The following is a 26,410-nucleotide window of genomic DNA, read 5'->3' as shown; positions in this document are numbered from 1 at the left end:
ACTCGGCGCTTGCGTCGCCGCGTTACTCCTCGATAGGCAGCGACCCGTATTCCGCCTCGAAGCGTTCGGCGAGTCGCTTCTTGTTGTACTTCCCGGTGGTCGTCTTGGGCACCTGGTCGATGAACTCGAAGCGGTCCGGTAGCCACCACTTCGGGAACTCCGCGAGCAGGTAGTCGTTGAGGTCCTCGGCGGTTACGTCGTCGGCTGCGACGACGTACGCGACTGGGCGTTCTTGCCACTTGTCGTGGGGAACGCCGATGACGGAGGCTTCCTCGACCCCGTCGTGACCGACGAGGGCGTTCTCCAGTTCGATGCTTGAAATCCACTCGCCGCCGCTCTTGATGGCGTCGTCGAGGCGGTCGACCACGTCGAGATTGCCGTACTCGTCGACGGTGGCGATGTCGCCACTCCGGAACCACCCGTCCTGCGTGAACGACGTTCGCGTCGCGTCCGGGCGCTGGTAGTACTCGCCGGCGAGCCACGGGGCCCGTGCCTGCACTTCGCCGGGCGTCTCGCCGTCGTGGGGGACCGGCTCCCCGCTCTCGTCACGGAGCCGAATCTGGACGCCCGGCGCCGGGATGCCCGCTTTCATCCGGAGGCGGTCCCGTTCCGCTTCGGGCAGTTCCTGCATCTCCGTCGTCATCAGTGTGTTCGCGAGGTGAGGCGAGGCCTCTGTCATCCCGTAGCCCTGACCGATGGGTGCGTCGTAGACCTCGTCGAACTTCCGGATGAGCGATGCCGGCGGGGAACTCCCGCCGATGAGTACGTCTTGAAGCGAGTCCAGCGCGTCCGGACCGAGGTCGTCGTCGTCCTCGATGACGCGGTCGACCTCCATCCAGACGGTCGGAACCGCAGCCGCGACGGTGACGGCCTCCTCGGTTATCAGGGGGAGGAGTTCGTCCGGGTCGGTCCGCTGGCCCGGGAGCACGATTTTCGCGCCGGTAAACGTTGTCGTGTACGGGAGCCCCCAGCCGTTGACGTGGAACATCGGCACCACCGGCATCACGGTGTCGGTCTCGCTGACCCCGAATACGTCGACGTGGCTGTGCATCAGCGTGTGCAGGAACTGGCCCCGGTGGGTGTACTGGACGCCCTTTGGCAGTCCGGTGGTGCCGGACGTGTAACAGAGCGCACTCTCGGTGTCCTCGTCGATGGCGGGCCAGTCGTAGTCGGTGTCGTAGCCGTCGATGAACGACTCGTAGTCGGTGACCGGCTCCAGCGACGTGTCCGGGACGTCGGTTCGGTCGCCGAGAACCACGTACTGCTCGACGGTGTCGAGGTCGTCCGCGACGGGTTCGAGGACGTCGACGAACTGCGGGTCAACGAACATCAGCCGGTCCTGGGCCTCCTCGATTATCTCGACGAGGTGGTGTTCCGGCAGCCGGTGGTTCACCATGTGGATGCTGCGCGCGCTGCAGGAGGGGCCGAAGTAGAGCTCGAAGTGTCGGTAGTGGTTGACCGCCATCACGCCCGAGCGGTCGCCGTCCGCCATCCCGTAGTCGTCCAGCGCGTGCGCGAGCTTGCTGATGCGTTCGTGGGCGTCGCCGTACGTGTAGCGGTGCGTGCTGCCGTCCGGGAGCGCGGTGACTATCTCCTTGTGGTCAAAGAGGTCGCGGGCCCGTTCTAAGAGCTTCGTTATCGTGAGGTCGTAGGCCATTGTCATGCTGTATCATCTCGTGGCGTGAATCGATAAAACACCCTGTCCTGGTTAGTCGGACCGTCGATGTCCACGACCTGCAGCGTCACGGGGTCGCCGATGGCGAGGTCGCCGTAGTCGGTGCCGTCGATGCGGGCCGACAGCTGGATGTCGACGCCGTTCAGGTCGACGACGCCCGTGACGAACGGCGTGTCCATCCCGACCGGGCCGCCCCCTCTCACGGCGGCGAACGCGAACAGCGTGCCGTCGTGGGGAAGCGAGACGTATTCGAGGTCGTCGCTCGTACACTCCGGACAGACGATCCGTGGCGGGAAGTGGCGCTCGCCGCAGTCCTGACACGCCGTCGTGGACAGCGACCCGTCGTTGAGGCGGTCGTAGAACTCGTGAATCCGCGTGTGGTCGGCGTCCTGCAGGTCATAGAAGTCCAGTAGGCGCGGCATCTCGATGGTCTCCGGCACCGAGACAGTCGTCCGAGGCGGTACGTCGTCGGTGTGGTCGGTGTCGTCGGTCATTGTGGGTCCCTCGCGAGCGTCATCACGCTGTGTACGCTACCGCTGCCGCTGAGATTGTGGATGAGGCCGGTCTCCGGGCTGTCCGGCACCTGTCGGGCGGACTCGACCTCGCCGGTGAACTGCTTGTACACTTCAAGCGCCTGCGAGACGCCGGTCGCACCCAGCGGGTGCCCACAGCCCAGGAGTCCGCCGCGGGGGTTGACGGCGATGTCGCCGTCGAGTTCGCTGCGCCCGTCCTCGATGAACTGGCCGCCTTCGCCTTTCTCGACCCAGCCGAGGTCCTCGTACTCGATGATCTCGCTGATGGAGAAGCAGTCGTGGATCTCCGCGACGTCTAGCTCCTCGACTGGGTCGTCGATTCCGGCCTGGTCGTAGGCTTCCTCCGCGGCGACGGTGGCCTGGGGCCACGCGGACATCGACGGCAGGTTGTTGATAGAGTTGCTCGCCATGCAGGACTGGCCGCTGCCCGTGACGTACGCCACGGTGTCCGTGAGTTCGCGGGCCTTCGACTCGCTGACGAGCAGCAGGCCGGCGGCGCCGTCCGTGATACCGCTACAGTCCAGCAGGCACAGCGGCGGTGCGACCGGGTAGGAGTCCAGCACGTCGTCGACGCCAACCTCGCGCTGGAACTGCGCGTAGGGGTTGTTCGCGGCGTGGCGCTTGTTCTTGACGCTCACCTTCGCGAGCTGTTCGCGGGTGGTGCCGTGCTCGTGCATGTGGCGCTGGGCGAACATCGAGAAAAAGGACGGCGCGTTCAGGCCGTTGACGCCGTCGAACTCGCGGTCGAGCACGTTCGTCATGCCCGCCTGGGTCTCCTCCATATAGTCGTCGCCGAGGTTCATCTTCTCGATGCCAAGCACGAGCGCCACGTCCAACTGGCCGCTGGCGATGGCGAGCCACGCGTACCGGAGCGCCGCCTGCCCGCTCGCACACGCCAGTTCGGTGCGTGATATCATCTTCGTGACGTCGATGCCGAGCAACTCCGCGACCAGTGGGGCGACGTGGCTCTGGAAGGCGAATCGCTCGGGCTGTACCGCGCCGACGAACAGTCCTTCGACGTCGTCCGGCCCGAGGCCGTCCACGTCGTCGAAGGCGGCCTTTCCGGCCTCCTGTGCGAGGTCTTTCCACGTCGCTTCGCGTTTCCCCCAGTCGGCGTGACCCCCCCCGACGATTGCAGCGTTCCGGGTCATCACTCGAACTCCGGTTCACGGTCGTCTCTAAACGCCGTCACGCCCTCGACCATGTCGTCCGTCGTCGTCAGCAAGCCAAAGCCCTGACTCTCGATGTCCAACCCTGTCTCGAGACTGGCGTCCTGTCCGTCGTCGATGACGCGCTTTGCGACCTTCAGCGCCGTCTTCGGGCCGTTCGCGAGGTCGTCGACGAACTCCTCTACGACCCCGTCGAACTCGGACTCAGGGACGGCGCGATTGAGGAGGCCCCAGTCGGCGGCGCGCTCGGCGGCAATCTGCTCGCCGCGGAAGACGAGTTCCTTCGCGCGTCCTTCACCGACGATGCGGGTGAGCCGCTGGGTACCGCCGCCGCCCGGGATGAGCCCGAGATTGATTTCCGGCGCGCCCAGCGAGGAACTCTCCGTCGCGAGCCGGAGGTCACAGGCCAGCGCGATTTCGAAGCCGGCACCCAGACAGAAGCCGTCGATACGCGCGAGCGTCGGGCGCTCGAACTCGTCGATGGCCTGAATCGTCTCGTCGACGTTCATCAGCTCGGTCGGTTCGGACGTCATGAAGCCGGTGATGTCCGCGCCGGAGCTGAACGCCTGCCCGGCACCTGAGAACACCACGCAGGACACCTCGTCGGTGTCGGCGTTGTCGAGGGCCGCCTTCACCTCGCCGAACATCGTCTCGGAGAACGCGTTCAGCCGCTCCGGGCGGTCGAACTCGATTTCGAGGACGCCGTGGTCGTCCAGCGACTTGTTGATGTACTGGTAGGGGCCATCACCGCGGTAATTGTGGAACCCCTCACCCGCGTCGACGCCGGTCTTCCCCTTCTCGACGAGTTCGACGAGGGAGTCGTCTGGCGCGAACCGTTGAGCTCCTGTCTCCTCGTGGAGCGTCCGGAGTTTGTCGAGGACGCTGTCGAGGCCGAGCTGGTCGCCGAGCCGGCAGACGCCCTCCGGGAAGCGCGCGCCCAATCTGCTTCCGAGGTCGATGTCGTCCGGCGTTGCGACATCGTTGCCGACCAGTCGTGCGGCCTCGTTGACCATTCGGGCCTCTACGCGGAGCGTGTCGAAGTCCTCGCCATCGCCCGGTTCGTAGTTGGGACCAGCGGCCTCCCAGTCGTAGAACCCTTGGCCGGTCTTCTTCCCGAGGTCGTCGGCCTCGACCTTCTCGGCGATGGCCGGTGGGGAGTCGAGGTCGGTGTCCTCGCGGAAGTGGTACGCGATGTCGATACCGGTGTAATCTGCGAGTTCGAACGGCCCCATCGGGTAGCCGCGCTGGTAGACCATCGCGGCGTCGGCTCGCTGAATCGTGGTCCCATCGTCCCCGAGCATCCACGCCGCCTCCTCGATGAACGGCAGCATGACGTTGTTCACGATGAACCCGTGGACGTCCCGCTTGACGTCGATAGCGCGCTTGTCGAGGTCAGCAACGAACTCGTGGATGGCTTCGAGGGTCGCCTCGCTGGTCCGTTCGCCGTGGACGACCTCGACGAGGTCCATCTTCACCGGCGGGTTGAAGAAGTGCGCGCCGACGACCTGTTCGGGGCGGTCGGTTGCTGCTCCGATTTCGGTGATGCTCAGGCCGGACGTGTTCGACGCCAGGATGGCGCGGTCGGGCGCGTAGTCGTCGACTTCGGCAAACGTCTCGCGTTTCAGACTGAGGTTTTCGGGAATCGCCTCGATGACGAGGTCCGCATCGGAAACGGCGGCTTCGAGCTCCGTCTCGCCGGAGATGCGGGCGCGTACGTCGTCGGCTGACTCGTCGAGCTTGCCTTTCTCTTCGAGCTTGCCGAGGCTCCACTCCACCTGTTCGAGGCCGTCATCGACGAGGTCGTCTTCGATGTCTCGAAGCACCACGTCGTAGCTCGCAATGGCGGCGAGTTCAGCGATACCGTGTCCCATGCTTCCCGCACCGAGCACGGCCAGATTCTCTATCTCGTTCTCTCCCATCGTAAGAACACAACGTAAGCAGTATATTTAAATTATTGGTTACATTGTTTTGTATATATCGCTAATTACTTAACTAAAAACGCCATTTTGACAGCCGCGTCACCGAACACGACGCCGACACGGCTGCGGGCCAATCCAAACGAATTCGTCCGTGACACAGCGCCTCAGTCAATCAGGATAGTAGGCCCGTCGGACTCGCTATCCTGTACCCGCGGACGGCACCACGATCCGGGTGGCCGGTACAGCAACTCCCGGCTCTCACTCTATGGGGTGTTGTAGCTCGGTGGCCTGTTCGGTCCGCGGGTAGACGAGGCGCTGCTCGCCGTCCCACCACTGTGCGCTCGCGGCCGAGAGTTGGCCCTCGATAGGCATCCCGTACTCATCGAAGCCGAAGTCACCGATGACAGTGCTGAATTCCGTCTCATCGAGTGACGCCCGCACGCTCTCGGGGTCGGGGTTCTCGGCGCTAACCAGCGCCTGCTCGGTGGTCTGTGCGAGATTGTAGCCGACGCCGACCATCACCCGCGGCGTCTCGCCGTCATTCCGGTCAGCGTACGTGTTCAGAAACGCTTCGTTGCCGTTGCCGGTCATCCCAGATGCCCAGCCCGGGCACATTGTGACGTAGTTACCCTGTTCGCCAAGCGCCGACCACCACGCCTGTGGGTCCGCGGCACGCACGAACTCGATGAAATCAGGCATGTAGCCGGAGTTGTTCAGTTGGTTCATGGCGGTGATACCGTCCGGCGGCTGCGGGCACGCAACGAGCGCTTCGACCCCGGCGTTCTCGGTCTGTGAGATGAGCGTCGAGAAGTCCTCGTTGCCGGGTTTGTACGTCTCTCGCATCCCGATGTCGTAGCCCGCGTCCGAGAGGGTCGAGTCCCAAGCGTTTGCCATCTCGGCACCCCAGCCGGAGTTCTCCTCCCAGATACCGACCGTCTGTGGACGCTCGTTCTCCGAGATGAGTTCTAGTATCCCTGTGGTCGCACGGGTGACATCGCGCGTTTTCGGGAACGGCGTGTACGTCCACTCTTTGTCCCCGGAGACGAGCGGTTCTTGATAGCAGGTGGCGACCGCAAGGAACGGTATTCCCTCGTTTTCCGCGTATGCTGACCCCGACATGACGAGTGGACTGGAGAAACTCCCCCAAATCATGTTCACCTCGTTGTTGCTGGTGAGTTGTTGGAGTTGCTGGCGGAGCGTCTGAGCGTCGCTTTCGTCGTCCCTAACGAGGAGTTCGACCTCCCGGTCAACGTTGTCGCGCTCGTTGAGCATCTCCACGCCGAGCTCGTAGCCGGTGAGCATTTCGTTGCCGACCGGGGCCAGCCGCCCGGTTTCCGGAACAGCGGCCGCGATAGTGAACGTGTCCGACCCGCTGTCACTGCTGAAGACGGTGCAGCCAGCGAGGCTACTGAGACCAGTCGCGCCTGTTGCACCAGCAATCTTCAGGAACGACCGTCGACCGCGTTTACTGTCAGGTGTACCCATGCACCACACCTACACGCACATATTGTTAAGCTTTACTATCAGTATTGAATTAGATGTGAGTTAATATTCTGAATTTGGCGTTCGTTGTTTATTCACTGTTGAAGGAGAAGCGGCTGACGAGAGTCCGCGACGAAACGACGAACTGGGCGCACTTACGACGCCACGGGAGCGTCGGATGCTGGTCTTGCTTAACATCGTAATCTGTGTGCGGACAGATCCGCATACAGCATCACATAGATGCAAGGAGGCATCTGACAAAGATTAAACGCGAACGTGCTGAATCGGGGATGAGATATCGAATGGGTTGAAAAGGCCAGTCCCGACTACTGCAGGGTGTTGCGCGCGGCTCGATACCGTACCGGGCGACAGCCACAGTCTGGGACTCGGGCCCTCGCATGGTACTGGAACCGTCTACTCGGGCCGGCGTCGGATAACTATGTTACTCTCCGTCGTCTGACCCCGTTACTCGTCGTCGCTTCCGGTCACAGTCCCCAGAATCGTCGTCTCGGCGTCGAAATACGATGGGGCGTCGGTGTCGATTTCGAACTCCAGAACCGTCTCAAGGCCACCGGACCCCTCAGCAAGTTGTTCGGCGAGATCCGTGTACCCCTCAGCCAGCGTTCGGTACGCGTCAATCTCGGCTTGTTTGGCCTGCGCTCGCTCCTGCTTGGCCTCGATATCCGCGACGGTCACTTCCGCATCCGTGTCGGGCTGGTCGGGACGCTCAGTCAACGCAGCGCGGGCGTCGGCAGTGTCCTGTTCGACCTCTTCGAGCAAATCGGAGAGTTCCGTACTGAGCCGCTCCAGGTGGCCCGCGAGAATCCCGGCCTGGGTTCGGCAGTACTCAGCGAGTTCCGCCTGGGAGATATCGCCCGCGTCGTCGCTCATTGCAACTGGTAGGGCTTCGGCGCGAAAATCGGTTTCGGTGACCCAGCGGGACGGCTACTCCTCTTCTTCCTCGCCCAGGCTCTGGGACGGACCACCCGAGAAGACGAACTCGTGTTCGGCCTCGGTTTCGAAGCGGTTCAGGATGTCACCGAGTGGCTTCGCGTAGCGTTTGAGCTGTTCGGCACGCGAAGACACCTCGTTGAGCTCCGCTGCCTGCTCTTCGGCCGCTCCAGCCACGGTCTGGGTTTCGGCCATCATCTGATCGCTCGTTTCTGCGGCCGACTGGAGCGTGGTGGCCACCGTCCGGAACCGCTCGAGCGAGTCGCCCAGGTCGACGTCCGGATTGTTCGCTTCCAGTTCTTCGAGAGTGTCGACGAGTGTGTCGAGTTCCTCTGAGATGGACGCGAGGCGGTCCTTCTGGTCGTAGGCGTCGTCGGAGATCTTCTGTGTCGATTCGGCGACCTGCTCGGACGCATCCCGGACGGACTCCGCACTGGAGAGGACGACGGAACCGGATTCCGCGACTTCGTCAGCGAAGCTGTTGAGTTGGCCGATGGTCTTCTCGAGTTCGTCGACCATGCCGTTGAACTCGCTGGCAATGCGGTCCATCGACTCGTTCTCGCCGTCGGTCGCCATCCGCTCGGTGAGATTCCCAGCGGCCGTCTCCTCCATCACGTCGGAGAACTCTTCGGCCTTCTTCTGGAGGTACTTATTGACTTCGAGGGCTTCGGCCCGGGAGACCTCTGCCTCCTTCTGGGCGCGTTCGGCCTCGTTGATCTGCTCTTTGAGCGCGTCGCGCATGTCAGCGAACCCGCTGTACAGGCGACCGATGTTGTCGATGCGGCTGGTGGAGATATCGACGTCGAGGTTCCCTTGCCGCATCTGGTCAGTTTTCCGGGTCAGTCGGTCGATCGATGTCGCCGTGTTGTACCCGAGTATCGCACCGACGCCCGCGATGAGCAACACCATCAATGCTGTGCCGATGAGTCCGTACTGCTGGACGTTCTGGACGAACCCGAACACAGCGGAGTTGGGCGCGTGCACGAGAACGACCCAGTCAGTCCCCTGAATCGGCGCATAGCCGACAGTGTAGCGCTCACTAAGCACGTCGGTCTCCGGCATGCTATCGTCGACACCGGACTGCTGTTCCGACGAACGGAGGTCGTTCGCCGCGTCGATTGGTTCGGTGGCACGGGTGTCCGCACTGTATGGCTGCAGCATGCTCTCGCCGACGCCGCGGCTCCCGTCTTTCGGCTCGTCGATCATGACGACCGCCGAACTGTTGACGACCTGCGTGAATCCGCCTTCGGCCCTGTTGCTCCCTTGGAACGAGTTCGCAATCTCGTCGAGCGAGTACTCGATGAGGATATACCGGTTCTGTGAGGCATCGACTGGACTGCCGAAGCCGACGACCGGGCCGGAGTTCGTCTGGTACACGTCGGAGACGACAACGTCGCTTGCGGTTTCAAAGTTCGCCTCGGTGAGCCACGCCCTGTTCGTCGAATCGAGCGGAGAGTTGGTCAACACTTCCGAGTTAGACGTGCTCGCGACGACTTCCGACTGGCCGACACCACGCTCGACAAGATGGATATCGGAGGCGTCTGCGGACAAGGAGGCTTTTCGATTGTTGAGTTCTATCGCGATATCGTCGGTATCGCTACTGGCCCAGACGTCGTCGGAAGAGACGAACTGTGTCGATAACCTGTTCCGGTCGACCCACTGTGACAGGATGTTTGCCTCCTGTGCCGCGGCGTTTTCGTAATCACTCAACACCTGTTGTTCAGTGTAGTCCCTGACTTGCTCTGTCGCGGCAAGGCCGACAAGCCCGACCGAAAGCGCCATGATAAACAGGACGATACCGAACTTCAGTGCGAAGTTCCGTCGGATGAAATCTGGGACAACCGTGGCCAGAATCCCGCCGGACGCGTTCGAGTCGATATCTGTACTGTCTGTTGTCTGTGTGTCGTCTATGCTCATCGTTAGCTCTCTCCAAGCGAGCAGTTGGCCGCTGGACCGCTGTCGCACGCGTACTGTACGTCTGCTGGCTCCCCGGTGAGGCCGTAATAGGTACCGTAGGAGTGCTGTACCTCCGGCTTCCCTCTGACAACCGGTACTCGTCGCATCGCCTGGTGGTCACAGGACCGGAGCGTCTGTGGTCCGAGACCGGCGTCGTACTCGTGTCCCTCGAGTTCTCCGATAACCTCTCTCGGGTCGAACGTTCCCGCACGCTCGACGGCACTGGCGTACTGAAGGGTCTGCGTATATGCGATATGGGCTGGACCCGACGGAGGGACCGATTTGGAAGACCCTGTCGTACTGCTGTACTCCTCCCGGAACGCCTCCCGGAAGGCATCGGAGAGCGGTGAGTTGATCGCCGGACTCCAGGCGACGGTTCCGATAACGCCGTCAATCGCATCACCCGCTGTCTGGGCGATTTCGAGTGAAGCCAGGGGAAGGACGATACCTGCCTCCGGGAACTCCTCCCGGAACGCTCTGAGGGCGTTCACTGCATCGAGACCACGGAGACCGAGCACAATGACGTCGAAGTCGACCGACTCGATATCCGCTGCGTACTGGGAGTAGTCGCTCGTTCCGGCCTGTGCATTGTATTCCCAGACGGGCGACCAGCCCAGTTCCCCGAGAGCGATGTCCATATCCTCCCGAAGGGTTTCGCCCCAGTCGCTCTTTTCAAAGAACTTCGCGTAGTTGACGTCCTCTCCGTACTCCTCACGGAGAACCGGAGCCAGCGCCTCAGCCGTCATATGGCTGTTGAACATCTCGCGAAACGAGTACCGGTTACAGTCCGCACCCGTAAGCGAGTTCGCGTGGGACATCGTGGCCATGTAGACGACCTGGTTCTGGGCAGCGACCTCCTGATTGGCCACTCCAGAATTGCTGGACGTGCCGCCGGCGAGCATGATGACCTCCTCGCTGTCGACGAGACGCTGTGCGTTACTTCGGGCAGTGTCTGAACTGCCCCCGGTGTCTTCGACAGCGAATTCGACATCCTTGTCGAGCAGTCCGTCACCGTCCAAGGGCGACTCGTAATCCTCGCTCGTTACCCACCCGCCACCGTTATTAATGTGTTTGACTGCGAGTTCGAACCCTCGCAGTTCCTGTTGACCGGCCGGCGAGTACGTACCGGAGGAGGCGACGTTAAAGCCGAACGTCACCGAATCCCCGGACACCGGATAGTTTCCGATCGGAGCGGGAGTCGGTGTCCCCCCACTGTCAGTTACACCCTCGCTGCCACCACAACCCGCAAGCCCGACCAACCCGGACGCGCCGATTGAGCGTAGTAAGTTCCGCCTAAAGACGGATTTTTTACCACCGTTTCTCCCTGGATCCATACTGGCAATTGTAATTACTATCGCACATAAACTTTTGGAGAGGACTAAAGCTGCCAATAATCCATGGCCTAGCCTACGAAGATACTTCCTGCATCTCAGTAGGAAGCTATTAACAGGTCCGTCAGGCGACTGGTTCTCCGGGATTTATACATACCCAGCGTGGAACGTCGGATATGACGGATTTAGTTACGTTCGGTGAGACGATGTTGCGGCTATCGCCGCCCGACGACGAGCGACTGGAAACGGCGGACCAGTACGCCGTCCGGGCAGCTGGCGCGGAGTCAAACGTCGCCGTCGCCGCCCAGCGGCTCGGACTCGACGCGGTGTGGGCCTCGAAACTCCCGGATTCACCGGTCGGTCGCCGGGTCACCGGGGAGCTCAAACACCACGGCGTGTCGGTCGACGTCGCCTGGGACGAATCGGACAGCGCCCGACAGGGAACCTACTACCTCGAACAGGGCAGTCCTCCGCGAGGCAACGAGGTGATATACGACCGCCAGAACGCCAGTGTCACGACCGCCACACCGGCGGAGCTTCCCACGGATACCATCGCAGACGCTGCGGGATTCCACACTTCGGGTATCACACCGGCGCTCTCTGAGACACTCGAATCGACCACTGCTGACCTCCTCTCGCTCGCACAGGACGCGGACACGACCACGAGCCTCGACCTGAACTACCGCTCGAAGCTCTGGACACCGGCGGAAGCCCGCTCGGTTCTGACCGAATTGTTCCCGTCCGTCGATGTGCTCGTGGTCGCCGAGCGCGATGCGAACGTCGTGCTGGACCGGACCGGTGACGCAGAAACGATTGCTCGGGATCTCGCCGCAGAGTACGGGTTCGAAGCGACAGTGATCACCCGCGGCAGCGACGGCGCGCTCGCGCTTGCTGACGGGACCGTAACAGAGCAACCGACTTTCGAGTCGACCGACGCGCATCCGGTCGGGACCGGCGACTCCTTTGTCGGCGGCTTCCTCTCGCAGTACCTCTCCGGTGGCACCGTCGCAGACGGACTCGCCTGGGGTGCCGCGACGGCCGCACTCAAGCGGACGATTCCGGGTGATATCGCCGTCGTTTCGCCCGATGAAATCCGCTCGATTCTCAGCGGCGACACGGAAGCGATTTCACGATAGTTACGGCGTCCAGCAAGCTTCTTATCCCCTCGCTGGGAACGGCAGAGTATGATTAACTATGAACGCTGTAAATTGCGGATCACCGGACACGGAGGCTATGATGCGTAGCGCCAAGATCGTCTGCACCCTCGGTCCGGCATCGGACTCGGTCGACGATATCGCGTCGCTCGCCAAGGCAGGAATGTCTGTTGCCAGACTGAACGCGAGCCACGGCTCGCCGGAACACCGTCGAGAGATGATCGACCGCATCCGGACGGTAGACGAGGCAGTCGAGGAGCCGGTCGCGGCGATGCTCGACATGCCGGGGCCGGAGGTCCGGACCGCGGAGATCGACACGCCGATCCAACTCACGGAAGGGTCCACGATTCGGTACGTCGTCGGTGACGACGCGACTCCGGAAGAGGTCGGCCTCTCGCAGTCGATTGCGTCGGTCGAACCGGGCGACCGGGTGTTGCTCGACGACGGCCGCATCGAGACGACCGTCGAGCGCGTCGAGGGCGAAACAGTGTTCGCGACCGTCGAGAACGGCGGCGAACTGGCCGCCCGCAAGGGCGTCAACGTCCCCGGCGTCGAACTCGGCCTGCCGACGATTACGGAAAACGACGAGCAGGAACTCGACGTGGCCGCCGAGAAGGAACCCGACTTCGTGGCCGCATCGTTCGTCCGTGACGGCGAGGACATCTACGAGATCAACCAGGCACTGGAGGAGCGCGGCGTCGACATCCCGGTCATCGCCAAGATCGAACGGGCCGGGGCCGTCGAGAACCTCGATTCGATCATCGACGAGGCGTACGGTGTGATGGTCGCCCGCGGCGACCTCGGCGTCGAGTGCCCACTGGAGGACGTGCCGATCATCCAGAAGCGCATCATCCGCCGGTGTCACGAGGCCGGCGTCCCGGTCATCACGGCGACGGAGATGCTAGACTCGATGGTCCACTCCCGACGCCCGACCCGCGCGGAAGCCTCTGACGTGGCAAACGCCGTCCTGGACGGCACTGACGCGGTGATGCTCTCCGGCGAGACCGCGATCGGTGACCACCCGGCCCGTGTCGTCGAGACGATGGACCGAATTATCCGCGATGTGGAATCCAGCGAGGAGTACGCCGAGTCCCGCGAACAGCGCGTGCCAAACGCCGGCGATACCCGGACGGACGCACTCGCGCGCTCCGGGCGGTTCCTCGCCCGCGACATCGGGGCGTCGGCGATTGTCGCCGCGTCCGAATCCGGCTACACCGCTCTGAAATCGGCGAAGTACCGGCCGTCGATTCCCATCGTCGCGTCGACGCCGAGCGAGCGCGTCCGCCGGAAGCTCGCGCTCTCGTGGGGTATCACGCCGGTCACGACCGAATACACCACCGAAGGGGCCGATGCGATCATCCAGACCGCGGTCCAGTCGGCTCTCGACACCGAGGCCGCCGAAAGCGGCGACACGGTCGTCGTGCTCTCCGGGATGATGACCGAACTGGACGGGATGAACACGGCGAACATGCTCAAAGTCCACGTCGCGGCCGAAACAGTCGCCAGCGGTCGGTCCATCGTCGACGGGCTGGTGACCGGCCCGGTTCACCGGATTTCCACGGCCCCGCCCCGCGAATCACCGGGCGATCTCTCGAACGTCCCCGACGGGGCGATACTGGCGGTACCGGAAGGGTTCGACGGCGAGTTCGTCGGCGACACGAGCCGCATCGGGGGCATCATCGACGCTCACGAGGGCGTCACGAGCTACGCGGCCATCGTCGCCCGCGAGCTTTCGATCCCGATGATCTCGAACGCGGACCTGCCTGACGCTGTCTCCGACGGATCGACCGTCACACTGGATTCGGAGCGCGGTGTCGTCTACGAGGAGGCTGTCGGGCGGGAAGACATCTCCGGCGCGGAGCGAGACTACTGATCGCAGTAGAATCTGTGTAGTTAAGTATCGGTGGGGCAACCCTTCGACCAGCATGGGCGCTTACGCAGGGGTCGACCTCGGAGCGACACATATTCGCGCTGTTATCGGTGACGAGACGGGTTCGATAGTCGCGTCACACAAAACTGAGACACCGCGTGGACCGGCAGGTATCGCGGTCACGGAGGCGGTCCTCGACGCGATCCGGCAGGCCTGTGACGCTGCCGACATCGCACCGACAGACGTGGTTGCCGCCGGTATCGGTTCCTTCGGTCCGATGGATCTGGCAGAAGGCGTCGTCGAGAACCCCGCGAACCTCCCCGACACCATCGACCGGATTCCGCTGACCGGCCCGGTCGAAAATCTCATCGGCAGCGAGCGGGTGTCGCTTCACAACGACGCTAACGCCGGCGTCATCGGCGAGCGGTTCTACTCGGACCGGAGCCCCGATGACATGGTGTATCTCACAATCTCCTCCGGGGTCGGCGCGGGGGTCGCCGTCGACGGGAACATCCTGTCGGGCTGGGACGGCAACGCCGGGGAGGTCGGCCACCTGACCATCGACCCGCACGGGTTCATGACCTGTGGCTGTGGGCACGACGGCCACTGGGAGGCGTACTGCTCGGGCGAGAACATCCCGCGGTACGCCACACAACTGCATCGAGAAGACCCCGTCGAGACGGCACTTCCCATCGAGACTGAGGAGTTTTCGGCGGCGGATATCTTCGAATACGCTGGGGAAGACGAGTTCGCGTCCCACGTCCTCGACCAGATCTGTCACTGGAACGCGATCGGCGTCGCAAACATCGTTCACGCGTACGCGCCCCTCGTCGTCTACGTCGGCGGGGCCGTTGCGCTCAACAACCCCGAGCAGGTGTTAGACCCGATCCGGGACCGACTCGACGACATGGTGATGTCGAACATTCCGGATATCCAGTTGACGCAGTTCGGCGACGACGTCGTGGTTCGCGGCGCACTGGCGTCGGCGCTGACCGGTGGTACGGGCGATCCGTCACAGCGCGTTTGAAAAGCGTCGAACTGCCCGCGAACCCTTGGACTACTGTTGCAGGTCGTACAGCCGCCGGAAGGCCGTCGGCGGGAACCGCGGTTCGACACGGCTCGGCGGGCGGCCCTGGCCGTTGGTGGTCGTCGCCTCGACCCGGTCGACGACGCCGGACTCTGCCATTTCGTAGAGGAACCGTTTGACGGTCCCGGCCGAGAGATCGACTGATTGGGCGGACGCAATCGCCTTCGTCGTCGCCGTTACCGAGGAGCGTTCGCTCTCTTCCAGGTCGATGAGTTCCCTGAGGACGGTCTGTCGGTTCTTTGGCAGAGAGAGGACGATGCCCAACGAGATACAGGGCACGGGCACTTCGGCGATAGCCGCGTCGACGTTGGCCTGCGTGATGCGGTCCTGGCCCCGTTCCTCGGCCAGCTCTGCCGCGATAAACAGCGCGGCGAGGGCGTCGTGGGCGTTTCCGTCCGCCCAGTCGGCGATCTGTCTCGCCAGACTGTGGTCGAGTCCTTGCTGGGCCAGCCCGTTCGAGGTCCTGGTCATCAACACGTCGACGAGCATCTGCCGCTGGTAGCGGTCGATGCTGATCGATTCGGCGGTGTACCGCGTCAGTTCGGTCGTCGACGGGTCGTCACGACCGATAGCGATCCAGCTGACGTTGCTCGGCAGGCCGGCAAACAGGTCAACGAGGGCCGGAGCTTGGATGCTCTCCGGTTCGCCGATGTGGTCGACTGCGATGACGATGCCCGTGCGCTGCTCTCGAACCAGTTCGTGGAGGCGAGACCTGAGCGTCTCCGTCCCGATCCCGTGTTCCGGCACCGATTCGTCCACGAGCGAGTCCAGAACAGCGTGGTAAAACGCGAACTCGCTTGCGGTCTCTCGGGCGTTCACGTAGACGAACGACGGAGAGGTCGGCGGCTGTGCACGGGTCGTCGTGTGGATGATCGCCTGTTGTTCTGTCGGGAGCTGTTCTAAATTGGCGAAAAGCGCCGTGATAACTGCGGACTTCCCTGAACCGTGGGGGCCGTACACGTACGCGTTCGGCGGTAGCTGGCCATCGAACACCGGATCGAGGTGGTCGAGGAGCCGTTCGAGGACCGGACCGCGGTCGGCCGGCTCCTCTATGTGGACGACCGGTGAGATGGCCTCGTAATCCTGAATGAGCCGTGGCTCACCGTTCCGGCGTTGTCGACGTTTGATTCTCGCTTCAATGTCCATCGTTCGGGAATATATGTGTATTAGCGTTTGGAATCGGAGATATAGAGTTACCGTTTTAGAATGGGCCTCACACCGGGAGCGGGACCCAGGAGGAGCTGCCGAAGACGCCTGCGATTGCCAGAATCGCGATAGTCAGCGTCGCGACGACGATAGCGGCCGCAGGCGGGTCGAAGTGGGTGTCCGAGTGCGCGTAGAAGACGCGCTGGATGACCTCGCCGGCGAGGGCGCCGTAGGCACCGAACACACCAGCGACGATGATGGCGATGACAGCGGCCATCGTCCCGGTTTCGGGCGTCCCGCCGAAGACGGCCAGCGCGGCCGTACTCGCGGGCAGGGTCATGTGGTGGGTGACCGGGATCTTCTCGACGCCGAGGTTCAGGAACGTCAGGCTCGCGGCGGAGATGCCGAATCCGAGGAACGGGCTGCCGGTCTGGATGGCGATCCACCCGCCGAGCAGGCCGGCGACGAGGCCGATCATCGCAACGTTGGCCCACTTGTACTGGTGGGGGAGCCACGGCTCGACGGCCAGGCGGTACGATTCGGCGGTTCCACCGTCAGTTGCCGCCTCGGCGCTGCCGCCGTCCGTGGCCATGCGTTTCTCGCCGCTCTCGAACGGCGACATGTCGAGGATGTTCCGACTGCCAGCGCCGATGAGCGGGTAGCCGAACACGATGCGGTGGGCGACGGCCGACAGGACGACACCCATCGCGATCGGGTCCCACGGGAGCGCGAGCCCCCCGGACACCTGACGGACGACCATCCCGAAGATACCGAACAGGCCACCGACGGCCAGGATGTCCGGGCGGGTGCCCAGCGCGTAGGCGATGTCCTTCGCGGGGTGGTAGTCGCCGTCGTCCGGCTCGTACATCCCGTCACTCTTGGCGGCGTACGCGGCCGCCGCGGCACCGCCAGCGAAGGAGATGTGCGGACCGAAGACGGGACCGAACGCAATCGCACCGGTCACGCCGGTCGCGATGCCGTTAGCACCGAGCTCACCGAGCTCTCCCACGAGGCTGCCACGGAGAATCGCCACGGCCTGACCGGCGATGACCATGAACCCGGTGAAACAGAACGCCGGGAGCGCACCGACTGCTGCGCCGAACGCACCGCCCGCGAAGGCGGCGATTATCAGCAACAGCAGGTCCGGGACGTTCATCCCGAAGACTGGAATCTGAAGGAGCAAACTCTCTATCATGGGTTATTCCTCCTGTGCCCAGTCGCGGGAACGGTCGACGGCGTCGTCCCAGCGGGAGTACATCTTGTCTGCCTTCTCGGCGTCCATCTCCGGTGAGAACTCCTCGTCGACCTGCCAGTTGTCGCGGAGCTCGTCGACGGTGTCCCAGTACCCGACGGCGAGACCGGCCGCATAGGCCGACCCCAGCGCGGTGGTCTCGTCGACCTGTGGTCGAGCGATGTCGGTCTGGATGATGTCCGACTGGAGCTGACAGAGGAAGTTGTTCTTGACTGCACCACCGTCGACTCGCAGCGTCGTCATCTCGACACCGGAGTCTTCCTCCATCGCCTCCGCGAGGTCGCGGGTCTGGTACGCGATGGATTCCAGGGTCGCACGCACGATATGCTCTTTTCGCGTTCCGCGAGTCATCCCGACAATCGTCCCGCGAGCGCGGCCGTCCCAGTGCGGAGCGCCGAGACCCGTGAAGGCCGGCACCATGTAGACACCGTCCGTGGAGTCCACGGAGCGGGCTAGCTCCGCCGTCTGTGCGGCGTTGTTGATGAGGTCGACGTCTTCGAGCCATTCGATAGCTGCGCCGGCGATGAAGATGGAGCCTTCAAGCGCGTACTGGACGGGCTCACCGGACATCTGGAACCCGACGGTCGTCAGCAGGCCGTTATCGGAGGCGACTGCTTCCGAACCGGTGTTCATCAGGTAGAACGCGCCGGTACCGTAGGTGTTCTTTGCATCGCCCTTATCGAAGCAGGTCTGGCCGAACAGTGCGGCCTGCTGGTCACCCAGCGCGCCCGCAACGGGGACTTCCTCTTCGAGGAAACCGTCCGCGTCGGTGTGACCGTACAGGCTCTCGTCGGAGGACGGGCGGACCTCCGGAACCATGGATTCGGGGACGCCGAACTCTTCGAGGAGTTCCTCGTCCCACTCCATGTCGTGGATGTTGTACAGCATCGTCCGCGATGCGTTCGAGACATCCGTGATGTGGTTGCCGGTGAGTTTGTAGATGAGCCACGCGTCGATGGTCCCCATCAGGAGTTCGCCGTCTTCGGCCCGGTCGCGGACGTCAGCACCGCGGGAACTCTGCATCTTGAGCGGCTCGGCGTTGTCGAGAATCCACTCGGTCTTGGTCGCCGAGAAGTACGCGTCACACTCCAGCCCGGTCTTGCCGCGGATCCACTCGACTTTGTCCTCTTCCTGGATCTCCTCGACGCGGTCGGTGGTTCGGCGGTCCTGCCAGACCAGCGCGTTGTGGACCGGTTTACCGGTCTCCTTGTCCCAGACAATCGTCGTCTCACGCTGATTCGTGATGCCCAGCGCTTCCAGCTGTTCGGCACCGACGCCTGCGTCGGCGAGCCCCTGCGTGACGACTTCCTGCGTGTTTTCCCAGATTTCGACGGGGTCGTGTTCGACCCAGCCGGGCTCCGGATAGATCTGTTCGTGTTTCTCGTAAGCGTTCGCAACGACCTGGCCGCTGTGGTCGAATACCATGAAGCGGGTGCCGGTCGTTCCCTGGTCGATCGCGCCAACGTATGTGTCTGCCATTGTTGTGTTCTCCGTGGTGGGGTAGCTTGTTTATGAAAGCTACCACCTTGCCAGTAAACAACATAGTGAACCATTATAAAGATTACTAATGGTGATGTTTAGCTAGTAAAGAAGGGGCGGAACGGCGTTACCGGCTAGAATCGTACCGTTCGAGCTGTTTTCCGACCTGTGCGTCGAGTCGTTCGAGCGTTGACGGGACCGAGTCGGATCCGTCCATACTGTCGACGGCGTCTTCGATGATCGTTCGCACCGTATCGAACGGACCGATCTGCGCGCCCCGCGTCGCTGTGGTGTCGCGTGTCTCCATGAGCTGGTCGAATGCCGTTCTGTAGTGCGGGTTCTGTTCGAACCAGTTCGCCGACCGGAGCTGTGGAATCGCATCGGCGTGAACTGGGAAGTACCCGGTTTCCTGATGCCACCGGCGCTGTTGGGCCGGTTCGGTGAGCCAGGTGAGAAATTCGCCGACAGCGTCGTGAACGGCGTCAGAGACTGCATCGCCGACCCAGAGCGACGCGCCGCCGACGAGCACGCCAGTCCGGTCGTCGAGCACGGGGAACCGGCCGGTGCCGACATCGAAGTCAGCGCCGCTTTCGATGGTGTTGAGTGACGACGTTGAGCCGATTAGCATCGCGGCGTTCCCTTCGGCAAAGTGGGTCCGAGCCGCGCCTCTGGCTTCGATGCCGGGATCGTGGTACAGGCCGTCCGCTTCGAGACTCTGCCACCACTCGAACAGGTCGTGGGCGAACGCCCCGTCGAGATAGCTCTCTGTCGGCGACCCGGACCGCCCGTTGTTCTGGTCTACGAGGAGCTGGTCAGCCTCGGCAAACCACTGCTCAACGAACCACGAGTAGTTCGCAAACGTGATACCGGTATCCACGCCACTCCCGTCGACGAGCTTTTCAGCCGCGCTCCGAACGTCAGCGAGGGTTTCCGGTGGCGAATCGGGGTCGATCCCCGCCTGTCTGAACGCGTCGCGGTTGTAGGCCATCACCGGGTTCGACGCGTTGAACGGCAGCGAGTGGAGCGTCCCGTCGAAGCGGTAGTAGTTCGTCACCGGGTTGAGCAGCGAGTCGATGTGGGCTGTCGGGAGGAGTTCCTCGACGGGCCTAAAGTACCCACTGTCGCGCGCACGCGTGGTCCCGATCTCGAATATCTGTGCGATAGCGGGCGGGTCGTCGTTTTCGGCGGCGCTCAGCGTTGCATCGAGGGTCCCGCGGTAGCTCCCTTTCGACCGCAGTGCGAGACTGATGCCGTCGGTCTGTGATTCGAACTCCCGGACGAGTTCTTCCAGCAGTAGCGCCTTCTCGCCGCCCATCGCGTGCCAGAACTCGACGACGGTTCCATCCCTGTCAGCCGCCGCACCGGTCGCGAGTTCGAAGGCATCGAGTGACGCCTCCAGCGATTCGGCCCGCTCGGTGAGCGTCGAGACCCGCGTCGAGACCTCCGCGAGTTCCGTCGTCTGGTCCGCTGCGGCGTCGGCGGCGACAGCCGCCTCCTCTGCCGTCCGGGCGCTTATTCCCTCGACATCGTCGACCATCGAAACGACTTCCTGTGTGGAGTCGGCCTGCGTATCCGTCGCCCCATCGATTTCCTGCACGCTCGTATCGACTTCCTCGACCATCGAGACGACGGAATCCAGTTCATCGAGCGCGCTAGCGACCGACGAGCGGGTGTCCTCGACACTCTCTCGGGTGTCGTACATCTCCGCAACCGTCGCGTCGGCCTGTTCGTGAACCTCCTCAATGGTGGCTGCAATCTCGTCAGTCGCTTCCTTCGTCTCGGTTGCGAGCGATTTGACCTCCTCGGCGACGACGGCGAACCCGTCACCGGATTCGCCCGCTCGGGCCGCTTCGATGTTGGCGTTGAGCGCCAGCATGTTCGTCTGGTCCGCGACATCCGTGATGAAACCCACAATCTCCTCGATATCCGCCAGCAGGTCGTTCAGTTGCTCGACCTTGTCGACGGTCGCTTCGGCGTTGGCGGTCAGCCGGTCGAGCGTCGTCATCGCCGAGGACGCCGATTCCAGTGCGGATTTGCCACGGGCACTCGCTTCGCTGGACGTGTCCGCGACCTCGTTTGCGGCGCTCGCTATCTCCTCGATCGTCGCCGAGAGGTTCCGCATCTCGTCGGAGATCGACTGTATCTGATCCCGTTGCTCGTCCGATCCGGTCGATATCTCCCCGACAGCGCCGCTCACGTCCCGGCTGGCGGACTTGACCGAACCGAGACGGGTATCTACCTGTTCCGTCGCGGCGGTCACCTGTTCGCTGAACGACGCCATCCGGTCGACGGTGTCGGTCCACTCCCGAAGCAGTTCGTCGTAGGCGTCGTACAGCGGTTCAGCCGCCTCAGCCGGCGGTTGCCCCGGTTTCGAAGTGAGGTCGCCACCGGCGTTTGCCCTGGCGACAGTGGTGAGACGGTCCACAGCGGTTTCGAGCGCGCGACGCTCCGCCCGCTCCTGTTCGAGTTCCGCCGCCAGTTGCTCACACTGAGCTTTCAGTTCCGCTCGTTCGGGCTCGTCCTCCGCCCAACCGGCAGCGGGGCCTTCCTGGCGGTCTGCTCCCGACGGTGTTTCACTTTCCGGCTCGTTTCTGTCCCGCCCCTCTGTGACGCCACCGTCAGTGTGTCCCCTGTCGGACTGATCGTCTTCCGAATCAAGTGGGTTCCATTTACTCATTGTCGCTCCCGTTGACCGAACGGCCAACACGTTCTCTGGAAGAATCAACTATCAAAATATATAATAGTTACTGTTAGACCGGCAGCAGGAATAATTATTGTTTGTGGACGGAATTCATGTCACAACAGAGTTCCGCGAACCGTATTCATTAGATATGGGAACTTATACCCCGAAAAGAATCAACTTTGTAAAACCCATAATCCGACTGTTCAATGAGCGATAATATGTCCCTCGTTCACAATTGTCAGCAGGAGTTGCCGGTATTCCTCATGATTACATAGAAAATTTACTACCCAAGCACCATCAACGGTAAAGTGAAGTGTATGCGCTCCAAACCCACGGAAAGATAGATGGGACCGACACCACACATCGCCGTCATCGGTGGCGGCTCGACTGGGGCGGGCATCGCGCGGGACCTCGCGATGCGCGGGCTCGACGTGACCCTCGTAGAACAGGGGAATCTGACCCACGGGACCACCGGTCGGATGCACGGACTGCTCCACAGCGGGGGGCGATACGCCGTTTCGGACCAGGCCAGTGCGACCGAGTGTATCGAGGAGAACCGCGTCCTCCGAGACATCGCCAGCCACTGCGTCGAAATGACCGGTGGCCTGTTCGTCAAGCGACCGGAGGACTCCGAGGAGTACTTCCAGCAGAAGCTCAGCGGCTGTGAGGAGTGCGGTATCCCCGCCGAAGTCGTCTCGGGCGAGGAGGCCCGCGCGATGGAGCCACACCTGGCGAAAGACATCGACAAGGCGATCAGCGTTCCCGACGGGGCCATCGACCCGTTCCGGCTCGTGGTCGCCAACGCCGCGAGCGCACAGGAACACGGCGCACGCATCGAGACACACTCCAAAGTGACGGACCTCCTCGTCGAGAGCGGCGAGGTCGTCGGTATCGAGGTCGAACACGACTCCGGCCCCGGGAAGCGCGTCCACGGCACGGAGGGCGGGACCGAGCAGATCCGGGCGGATTACGTCGTGAACGCGACGGGGGCCTGGGCCGGCCGCATCGGCGATATGGCCGGCCTTGACATCGAGGTCCGCCCCTCCAAGGGCGTCATGACCATCATGAACATCCGTCAGGTCGACACCGTCATCAACCGCTGTCGGCCAAAAGGCGACGCGGACATCGTCGTGCCCCACGAGACGACCGCGATCTTGGGCACGACCGACGAGGAAGTCGAGGACCCCGAGGACTACCCCGAGGAGCAGTGGGAAGTCGACATGATGATCGACACGCTCTCGGAGCTGATTCCGATGCTCGAAGACGCCCGGACCATCCGCTCGTTCTGGGGCGTTCGCCCGCTGTACGAACCGCCGGACGTCGGCAGCGACGACCCGACGGACATCACGCGGGACTTCTTCCTGCTGGACCACGACGAGCGCGACGACCTGCCCGGCATGACCAGCATCGTCGGCGGGAAGTTCACCACCTACCGGATGATGGGCGAACAGATCGCCGACCACGTCTGCGGGAAGTTCGGCATCGACGCCGACTGCCGGACCGCCGACGTGCCACTCCCCGGCAGTGAGGATTTCTCCGTGCTCCGGGACTACATGGACGAGTTCGGGCTTCGCTCGCCGATCGGTCGCCGGAGTGTCGAACGGCTCGGCTCCCGGGCCGACGAGGTGCTCAAGACCGACGGGCCGAACCCGACAGTCTGTGAGTGCGAGGGCGTCACCCGGGCCGAGATTCACGACGCCATCGAGGGGTCCGGCTCGGACCTCAACGCCGTCCGTATCCGCACTCGCGCGTCGATGGGGAACTGTCAGGGCGGCTTCTGCTGTCACCGGATGGCGAGCGAACTCCACTCGGAGTACGACGAGCCGGTCGTCCGTGAGGCCTGGGACGAACTGCTCCAGGAACGCTGGAAGGGCCAGCGACACGCCCTCTGGGGCGAACAGCTCTCCCAGGCGGCACTGAACTACGCACTGCATGCCACCACGCAGAACCGGGATCAGGACCCGGCGGACGGCGAGCCGGTCGATTTCTCGGCGTTCGATTCGGGCCGCGGGCAAACGGGCGGCAGCGTCGACAGCGCGGACGTCGCCGCCGACGGAGGGACGGATGGCTATTGAGTCGGAGGTGCTCGTCATCGGCGGCGGCCTCGGAGGACTGACCGGCGCGCTGGCGGCCGCCCGCGAGGGTGCCGACGTGCGATTGGTCTCTTACAAGCAGAGCACGCTCCGGCAGGCGTCTGGTCTGGTGGACGTGCTCGGCTACACACCGGACGGAGACGGGCCGCTAACCGACCCGTACGAGGCGATTCCGTCTTTGCCGGAGGACCATCCGTACCGGAAAGTCGGCGTCGGGACGGTCCGGGACGCACTGTCGCTGTTTGACGACGCTGTCCCGACTTACGAGGGCGAACACACGGACACGAACGCGCTGCTCCCGACCCACGGCGGGAGTATCAAACCGACCGCCCGCTACCCGGCCGGGGCCAGCGCCGGCCTCGCCAGCGACACTCGGGACACGCTGCTGGTCGGCATCGAGGAGATGGTCGATTTCGACGCCCCGCACGTCGCTGCCCATCTCGACGCGACGGGCGTCCCGTTCGATGTCCGCGGCGAGACGATCCGGTTCCCGGGCGACCTGCGCGCGGACGCGAAGGTCACGCGGTACGCCAAACTGCTCGATACCAACAGCGAGGTGGCGGTTCGCGGACGCATGGTCCCAGCCCGCGAGGCGCTTGCTCAGCGCGTGAACCCGCTGCTCGAAGACGAACAACGGGTCGGCTTCCCGGCGATTCTCGGCGACGACAACCCCGGCGCGATCCGTGACGCGCTACGCGACCACCTCGGCGTCGACGTGTTCGAGGTCCCGATGGGGCCGCCGTCGCTGCCCGGCCTCCGCCTCGAAGACGCGTTGTTCTCGGCACTGGACGAGGCCGGAGCCAGCATCGAGACCGGAAATCCGGTTGTCGACTTCGATGGAGAGGACCGCATCGAGAAGGTGTTCATCGAGAAGAACGGCGCGAAGATACCCAACAGCGCCGACCAGTACGTCCTCGCGACCGGCGGCTTCGTCGGCAAGGGCGTCGAGTCCGACCGTGATGGGGTGTACGAACCCATCTTCGACTGTCACGTCCCCCACGCCGAGGACCGCTACGACTGGTTCGAGGGCGAACTGTTCGGCGACCACGAGTTCGCCCGCTACGGCGTGGCGACCGACGACGACCTGCGCCCCCTTGACGCGAGCGAGCACAGCGAGTTCGAGAACCTGCGCGCCGCCGGCTCCGTGCTTGGCGGCTACGACTTCGCCGCCGAGAAGTCCGGCAGCGGCGTCTCGATTGCGACAGGCTACGCGGCGGGCCAGCGCGCCGCACAGGAGGCACGATGAGTGACGCTGAAACCCCACCAGACTTTGACCCGGTTGCACCGAACACAGGCGAGGAGTTCGAACCAGTAGATGTCTTCCCCGACAGCGACGACTTCGACCTCCGTCCCGGCGCGGACTCCTGTTACAAATGCTCGACCTGCGACACGAACTGTCCCGTCGCGGAGGTCGACGACGACTTCCCCGGCCCGAAGTTCCAGGGCCCCGAGCAGTGGCGGCTCAAGCAGTCCGACGACGACCACGACATCGACGACTCGGTGATGGACTGCTCGAACTGCATGCGCTGTGACAACGCCTGCCCGTCGGGCGTCCCGCTCAGCCAGATGCACAACACCGCCCGCGGGGAGTACGTCAGCGAGCAGATGGACAAGCTCTCCGTCGAGTACATCCGCAACCGCATCCTCGCGAACTACCGCACCTCCGCGTTCTTCGCGAGCAAGGTTCCACGCCTGGCAAACTTCGCCATGAACTTTGGGCCAGCCCGCTGGGTGATGGAGAAGACGCTGGGCGTCACCAGCGAGCGCGACTTCCCCGCCTTCGCGAAACAGACCTTCCGCGATTGGTGGGCCGACCGCGGCGGTCAGGTCCAATCACGGGAGAACGCGAGAGCCGCCCGCAAGCGCCGCGGCCTCCCCGAGGACGCCGACAAGAAAGTGGCGTACTTCCACGGCTGCTACTCCAACTACAACACGCCGGAGGTCGGCAAGGCGATGGTCCGGGTGTACGAGGAGTTCGGCTACGAGGTCGTCGCGCCCGAGCAGAAGTGTTCGGGGACGCCAATGTTCGCCAACGGCATGCTCGACGACGCCCGCCGCCACGCCGAGACGAACGTCTCGTCGATGTCCGAACTCGTCGACGAAGGATACCACGCAATCGCCTCGTGTACCTCCTGTTCGATGGCGCTCCGGCAGGAGTACCCCGAACTGTTCGACATCGATGGCATCGACAAAGTGGCGGAGAACACGTTCGAAGCCGTCGAGTACCTCCGCATCCACGAGGACCTCAAAGGCGAAGTGCAGGCGGCGGACGTGGACGGCGACCTCGCTGAAGAGTTCGCCTACCACGCCCCGTGTCACTCACGGAATCAGGGGCTGGACCGCCAGGCCGTCGAACTGTTCCGCGACCTGGACGGCGTCGAAGTCGAGGACGTGGGCGACTCCTGTTCCGGCATCTCGGGGACCTACGGCTGGAAGGAAGAGAAGTACGAGAAGTCCATGGAGATCGGCGAGGAGATGTTCGAGCACATGGACCACGCCGAAGGCGAAACCGGCATGACCGAGTGTCCGACCTGCGCGATGCAGATGGAACACGGCAGCGGCTACGAGATCCGGCATCCGCTCGAACTGCTCGAAGCCGCGCTGGTGGAGTAACTGAAAAAACTCGTTTT

18 protein-coding genes are annotated in these 26,410 nt (G+C 63.4%); 6 read left to right on the top strand and 12 right to left on the bottom strand.

Going from position 1 to position 26,410, the window contains the following annotated elements; all coding sequences use genetic code 11:
- Positions 1–22: 22 nt before the first annotated feature.
- The 8 genes from ACOZ4H_RS11790 to ACOZ4H_RS11755 all read right to left on the bottom strand — a co-directional run bounded on the left by ACOZ4H_RS11790 (position 23) and on the right by ACOZ4H_RS11755 (position 10,857).
- Positions 23–1,657: a long-chain fatty acid--CoA ligase gene (locus tag ACOZ4H_RS11790; protein ID WP_424330365.1), complete on the bottom strand. Its 1,635-nt coding sequence runs from the start codon at positions 1,655–1,657 to the stop codon at positions 23–25.
- A 2-nt stretch (positions 1,658–1,659) separates the two neighbouring features.
- Positions 1,660–2,169 (bottom strand): Zn-ribbon domain-containing OB-fold protein, encoded by a 510-nt coding sequence (locus ACOZ4H_RS11785; RefSeq protein ID WP_424329456.1) that lies wholly within the window; start codon positions 2,167–2,169, stop codon positions 1,660–1,662.
- Positions 2,166–3,359, bottom strand: a complete 1,194-nt coding sequence (locus ACOZ4H_RS11780; RefSeq protein WP_424329455.1) for a thiolase C-terminal domain-containing protein — start codon at positions 3,357–3,359, stop codon at positions 2,166–2,168. Before ACOZ4H_RS11780 ends, ACOZ4H_RS11785 begins: the two co-directional genes overlap by 4 nt.
- A complete protein-coding gene (locus ACOZ4H_RS11775; RefSeq protein ID WP_424329454.1) occupies positions 3,359–5,296 on the bottom strand; it encodes a 3-hydroxyacyl-CoA dehydrogenase/enoyl-CoA hydratase family protein in 1,938 nt (645 codons plus the stop codon). Before ACOZ4H_RS11775 ends, ACOZ4H_RS11780 begins: the two co-directional genes overlap by 1 nt.
- A gap of 258 nt (positions 5,297–5,554) precedes the next feature.
- Positions 5,555–6,781, bottom strand: coding sequence for an ABC transporter substrate-binding protein (locus ACOZ4H_RS11770; RefSeq protein WP_424329453.1), 1,227 nt, complete (start codon positions 6,779–6,781; stop codon positions 5,555–5,557).
- A 462-nt stretch (positions 6,782–7,243) separates the two neighbouring features.
- Entirely contained in the window at positions 7,244–7,669 is a 426-nt protein-coding gene (locus ACOZ4H_RS11765) for a hypothetical protein (RefSeq protein WP_424329452.1), read from the bottom strand.
- 54 nt (positions 7,670–7,723) lie between these two features.
- Entirely contained in the window at positions 7,724–9,646 is a 1,923-nt protein-coding gene (locus ACOZ4H_RS11760; RefSeq protein ID WP_424329451.1) for a HAMP domain-containing protein, read from the bottom strand.
- 2 nt (positions 9,647–9,648) lie between these two features.
- Positions 9,649–10,857: an ABC transporter substrate-binding protein gene (locus ACOZ4H_RS11755; RefSeq protein WP_424329450.1), complete on the bottom strand. Its 1,209-nt coding sequence runs from the start codon at positions 10,855–10,857 to the stop codon at positions 9,649–9,651.
- A 335-nt stretch (positions 10,858–11,192) separates the two neighbouring features.
- Between ACOZ4H_RS11755 and kdgK1 the strand changes: the two genes are divergently transcribed.
- The 3 genes from kdgK1 to ACOZ4H_RS11740 all read left to right on the top strand — a co-directional run bounded on the left by kdgK1 (position 11,193) and on the right by ACOZ4H_RS11740 (position 15,067).
- A complete protein-coding gene (gene kdgK1, locus ACOZ4H_RS11750) occupies positions 11,193–12,152 on the top strand; it encodes a bifunctional 2-dehydro-3-deoxygluconokinase/2-dehydro-3-deoxygalactonokinase (protein ID WP_424329449.1) in 960 nt (319 codons plus the stop codon).
- Positions 12,153–12,252: 100 nt separating this feature from the next.
- Positions 12,253–14,043, top strand: a complete 1,791-nt coding sequence (pyk, locus tag ACOZ4H_RS11745) for a pyruvate kinase (RefSeq protein ID WP_424330364.1) — start codon at positions 12,253–12,255, stop codon at positions 14,041–14,043.
- A gap of 52 nt (positions 14,044–14,095) precedes the next feature.
- The gene (locus tag ACOZ4H_RS11740) at positions 14,096–15,067 is read left to right on the top strand and encodes an ROK family protein (protein WP_424329448.1); all 972 of its coding nucleotides are present in this window, start codon (positions 14,096–14,098) and stop codon (positions 15,065–15,067) included.
- A gap of 30 nt (positions 15,068–15,097) precedes the next feature.
- On the opposite strand, the gene ACOZ4H_RS11735 is transcribed toward ACOZ4H_RS11740, so the two are convergent.
- The 4 genes from ACOZ4H_RS11735 to ACOZ4H_RS11720 all read right to left on the bottom strand — a co-directional run bounded on the left by ACOZ4H_RS11735 (position 15,098) and on the right by ACOZ4H_RS11720 (position 21,681).
- Positions 15,098–16,273: a Cdc6/Cdc18 family protein gene (locus ACOZ4H_RS11735; RefSeq protein WP_424329447.1), complete on the bottom strand. Its 1,176-nt coding sequence runs from the start codon at positions 16,271–16,273 to the stop codon at positions 15,098–15,100.
- A 67-nt stretch (positions 16,274–16,340) separates the two neighbouring features.
- Positions 16,341–17,468, bottom strand: a complete 1,128-nt coding sequence (locus tag ACOZ4H_RS11730; protein WP_424329446.1) for a hypothetical protein — start codon at positions 17,466–17,468, stop codon at positions 16,341–16,343.
- A gap of 3 nt (positions 17,469–17,471) precedes the next feature.
- A complete protein-coding gene (gene glpK, locus ACOZ4H_RS11725) occupies positions 17,472–19,004 on the bottom strand; it encodes a glycerol kinase GlpK (protein WP_424329445.1) in 1,533 nt (510 codons plus the stop codon).
- A 127-nt stretch (positions 19,005–19,131) separates the two neighbouring features.
- Entirely contained in the window at positions 19,132–21,681 is a 2,550-nt protein-coding gene (locus ACOZ4H_RS11720; protein ID WP_424329444.1) for an extracellular solute-binding protein, read from the bottom strand.
- 350 nt (positions 21,682–22,031) lie between these two features.
- On the opposite strand from ACOZ4H_RS11720, the gene glpA reads away from it, so the two are divergent.
- The 3 genes from glpA to ACOZ4H_RS11705 are packed head-to-tail and all read left to right on the top strand — an operon-like array spanning position 22,032 to position 26,393.
- The gene (glpA, locus tag ACOZ4H_RS11715; RefSeq protein WP_424329443.1) at positions 22,032–23,762 is read left to right on the top strand and encodes an anaerobic glycerol-3-phosphate dehydrogenase subunit GlpA; all 1,731 of its coding nucleotides are present in this window, start codon (positions 22,032–22,034) and stop codon (positions 23,760–23,762) included.
- The gene (glpB, locus tag ACOZ4H_RS11710) at positions 23,752–25,026 is read left to right on the top strand and encodes a glycerol-3-phosphate dehydrogenase subunit GlpB (RefSeq protein WP_424329442.1); all 1,275 of its coding nucleotides are present in this window, start codon (positions 23,752–23,754) and stop codon (positions 25,024–25,026) included. Before glpA ends, glpB begins: the two co-directional genes overlap by 11 nt.
- Entirely contained in the window at positions 25,023–26,393 is a 1,371-nt protein-coding gene (locus ACOZ4H_RS11705; protein WP_424329441.1) for an anaerobic glycerol-3-phosphate dehydrogenase subunit C, read from the top strand. The genes glpB and ACOZ4H_RS11705 overlap by 4 nt, the downstream gene beginning before the upstream one ends.
- Positions 26,394–26,410 lie beyond the last annotated feature (17 nt).

Source organism: Haloarcula amylolytica, from assembly GCF_049705545.1.
Taxonomy (GTDB): Archaea; Halobacteriota; Halobacteria; order Halobacteriales; family Haloarculaceae; genus Haloarcula; species Haloarcula amylolytica_B.
This window is presented reverse-complemented; position numbering and strand designations above follow the sequence as displayed.

Excerpts from the sequence above, each read along its gene's own strand:
- ACOZ4H_RS11790 (WP_424330365.1), bottom strand. The coding sequence starts at position 1,657 with ATGGCCTACGACCTCACGATAACGAAGCTCTTAGAACGGGCCCGCGAC.
- ACOZ4H_RS11785 (WP_424329456.1), bottom strand. The coding sequence starts at position 2,169 with ATGACCGACGACACCGACCACACCGACGACGTACCGCCTCGGACGACT.
- ACOZ4H_RS11780 (WP_424329455.1), bottom strand. The coding sequence starts at position 3,359 with ATGACCCGGAACGCTGCAATCGTCGGGGGGGGTCACGCCGACTGGGGG.
- ACOZ4H_RS11775 (WP_424329454.1), bottom strand. The coding sequence starts at position 5,296 with ATGGGAGAGAACGAGATAGAGAATCTGGCCGTGCTCGGTGCGGGAAGC.
- ACOZ4H_RS11770 (WP_424329453.1), bottom strand. The coding sequence starts at position 6,781 with ATGGGTACACCTGACAGTAAACGCGGTCGACGGTCGTTCCTGAAGATT.
- ACOZ4H_RS11765 (WP_424329452.1), bottom strand. The coding sequence starts at position 7,669 with ATGAGCGACGACGCGGGCGATATCTCCCAGGCGGAACTCGCTGAGTAC.
- ACOZ4H_RS11760 (WP_424329451.1), bottom strand. The coding sequence starts at position 9,646 with ATGAGCATAGACGACACACAGACAACAGACAGTACAGATATCGACTCG.
- kdgK1 (WP_424329449.1), top strand. The coding sequence starts at position 11,193 with ATGACGGATTTAGTTACGTTCGGTGAGACGATGTTGCGGCTATCGCCG.
- pyk (WP_424330364.1), top strand. The coding sequence starts at position 12,253 with ATGCGTAGCGCCAAGATCGTCTGCACCCTCGGTCCGGCATCGGACTCG.
- ACOZ4H_RS11740 (WP_424329448.1), top strand. The coding sequence starts at position 14,096 with ATGGGCGCTTACGCAGGGGTCGACCTCGGAGCGACACATATTCGCGCT.
- ACOZ4H_RS11735 (WP_424329447.1), bottom strand. The coding sequence starts at position 16,273 with ATGGACATTGAAGCGAGAATCAAACGTCGACAACGCCGGAACGGTGAG.
- ACOZ4H_RS11730 (WP_424329446.1), bottom strand. The coding sequence starts at position 17,468 with ATGATAGAGAGTTTGCTCCTTCAGATTCCAGTCTTCGGGATGAACGTC.
- glpK (WP_424329445.1), bottom strand. The coding sequence starts at position 19,004 with ATGGCAGACACATACGTTGGCGCGATCGACCAGGGAACGACCGGCACC.
- ACOZ4H_RS11720 (WP_424329444.1), bottom strand. The coding sequence starts at position 21,681 with ATGAGTAAATGGAACCCACTTGATTCGGAAGACGATCAGTCCGACAGG.
- glpA (WP_424329443.1), top strand. The coding sequence starts at position 22,032 with ATGGGACCGACACCACACATCGCCGTCATCGGTGGCGGCTCGACTGGG.
- glpB (WP_424329442.1), top strand. The coding sequence starts at position 23,752 with ATGGCTATTGAGTCGGAGGTGCTCGTCATCGGCGGCGGCCTCGGAGGA.
- ACOZ4H_RS11705 (WP_424329441.1), top strand. The coding sequence starts at position 25,023 with ATGAGTGACGCTGAAACCCCACCAGACTTTGACCCGGTTGCACCGAAC.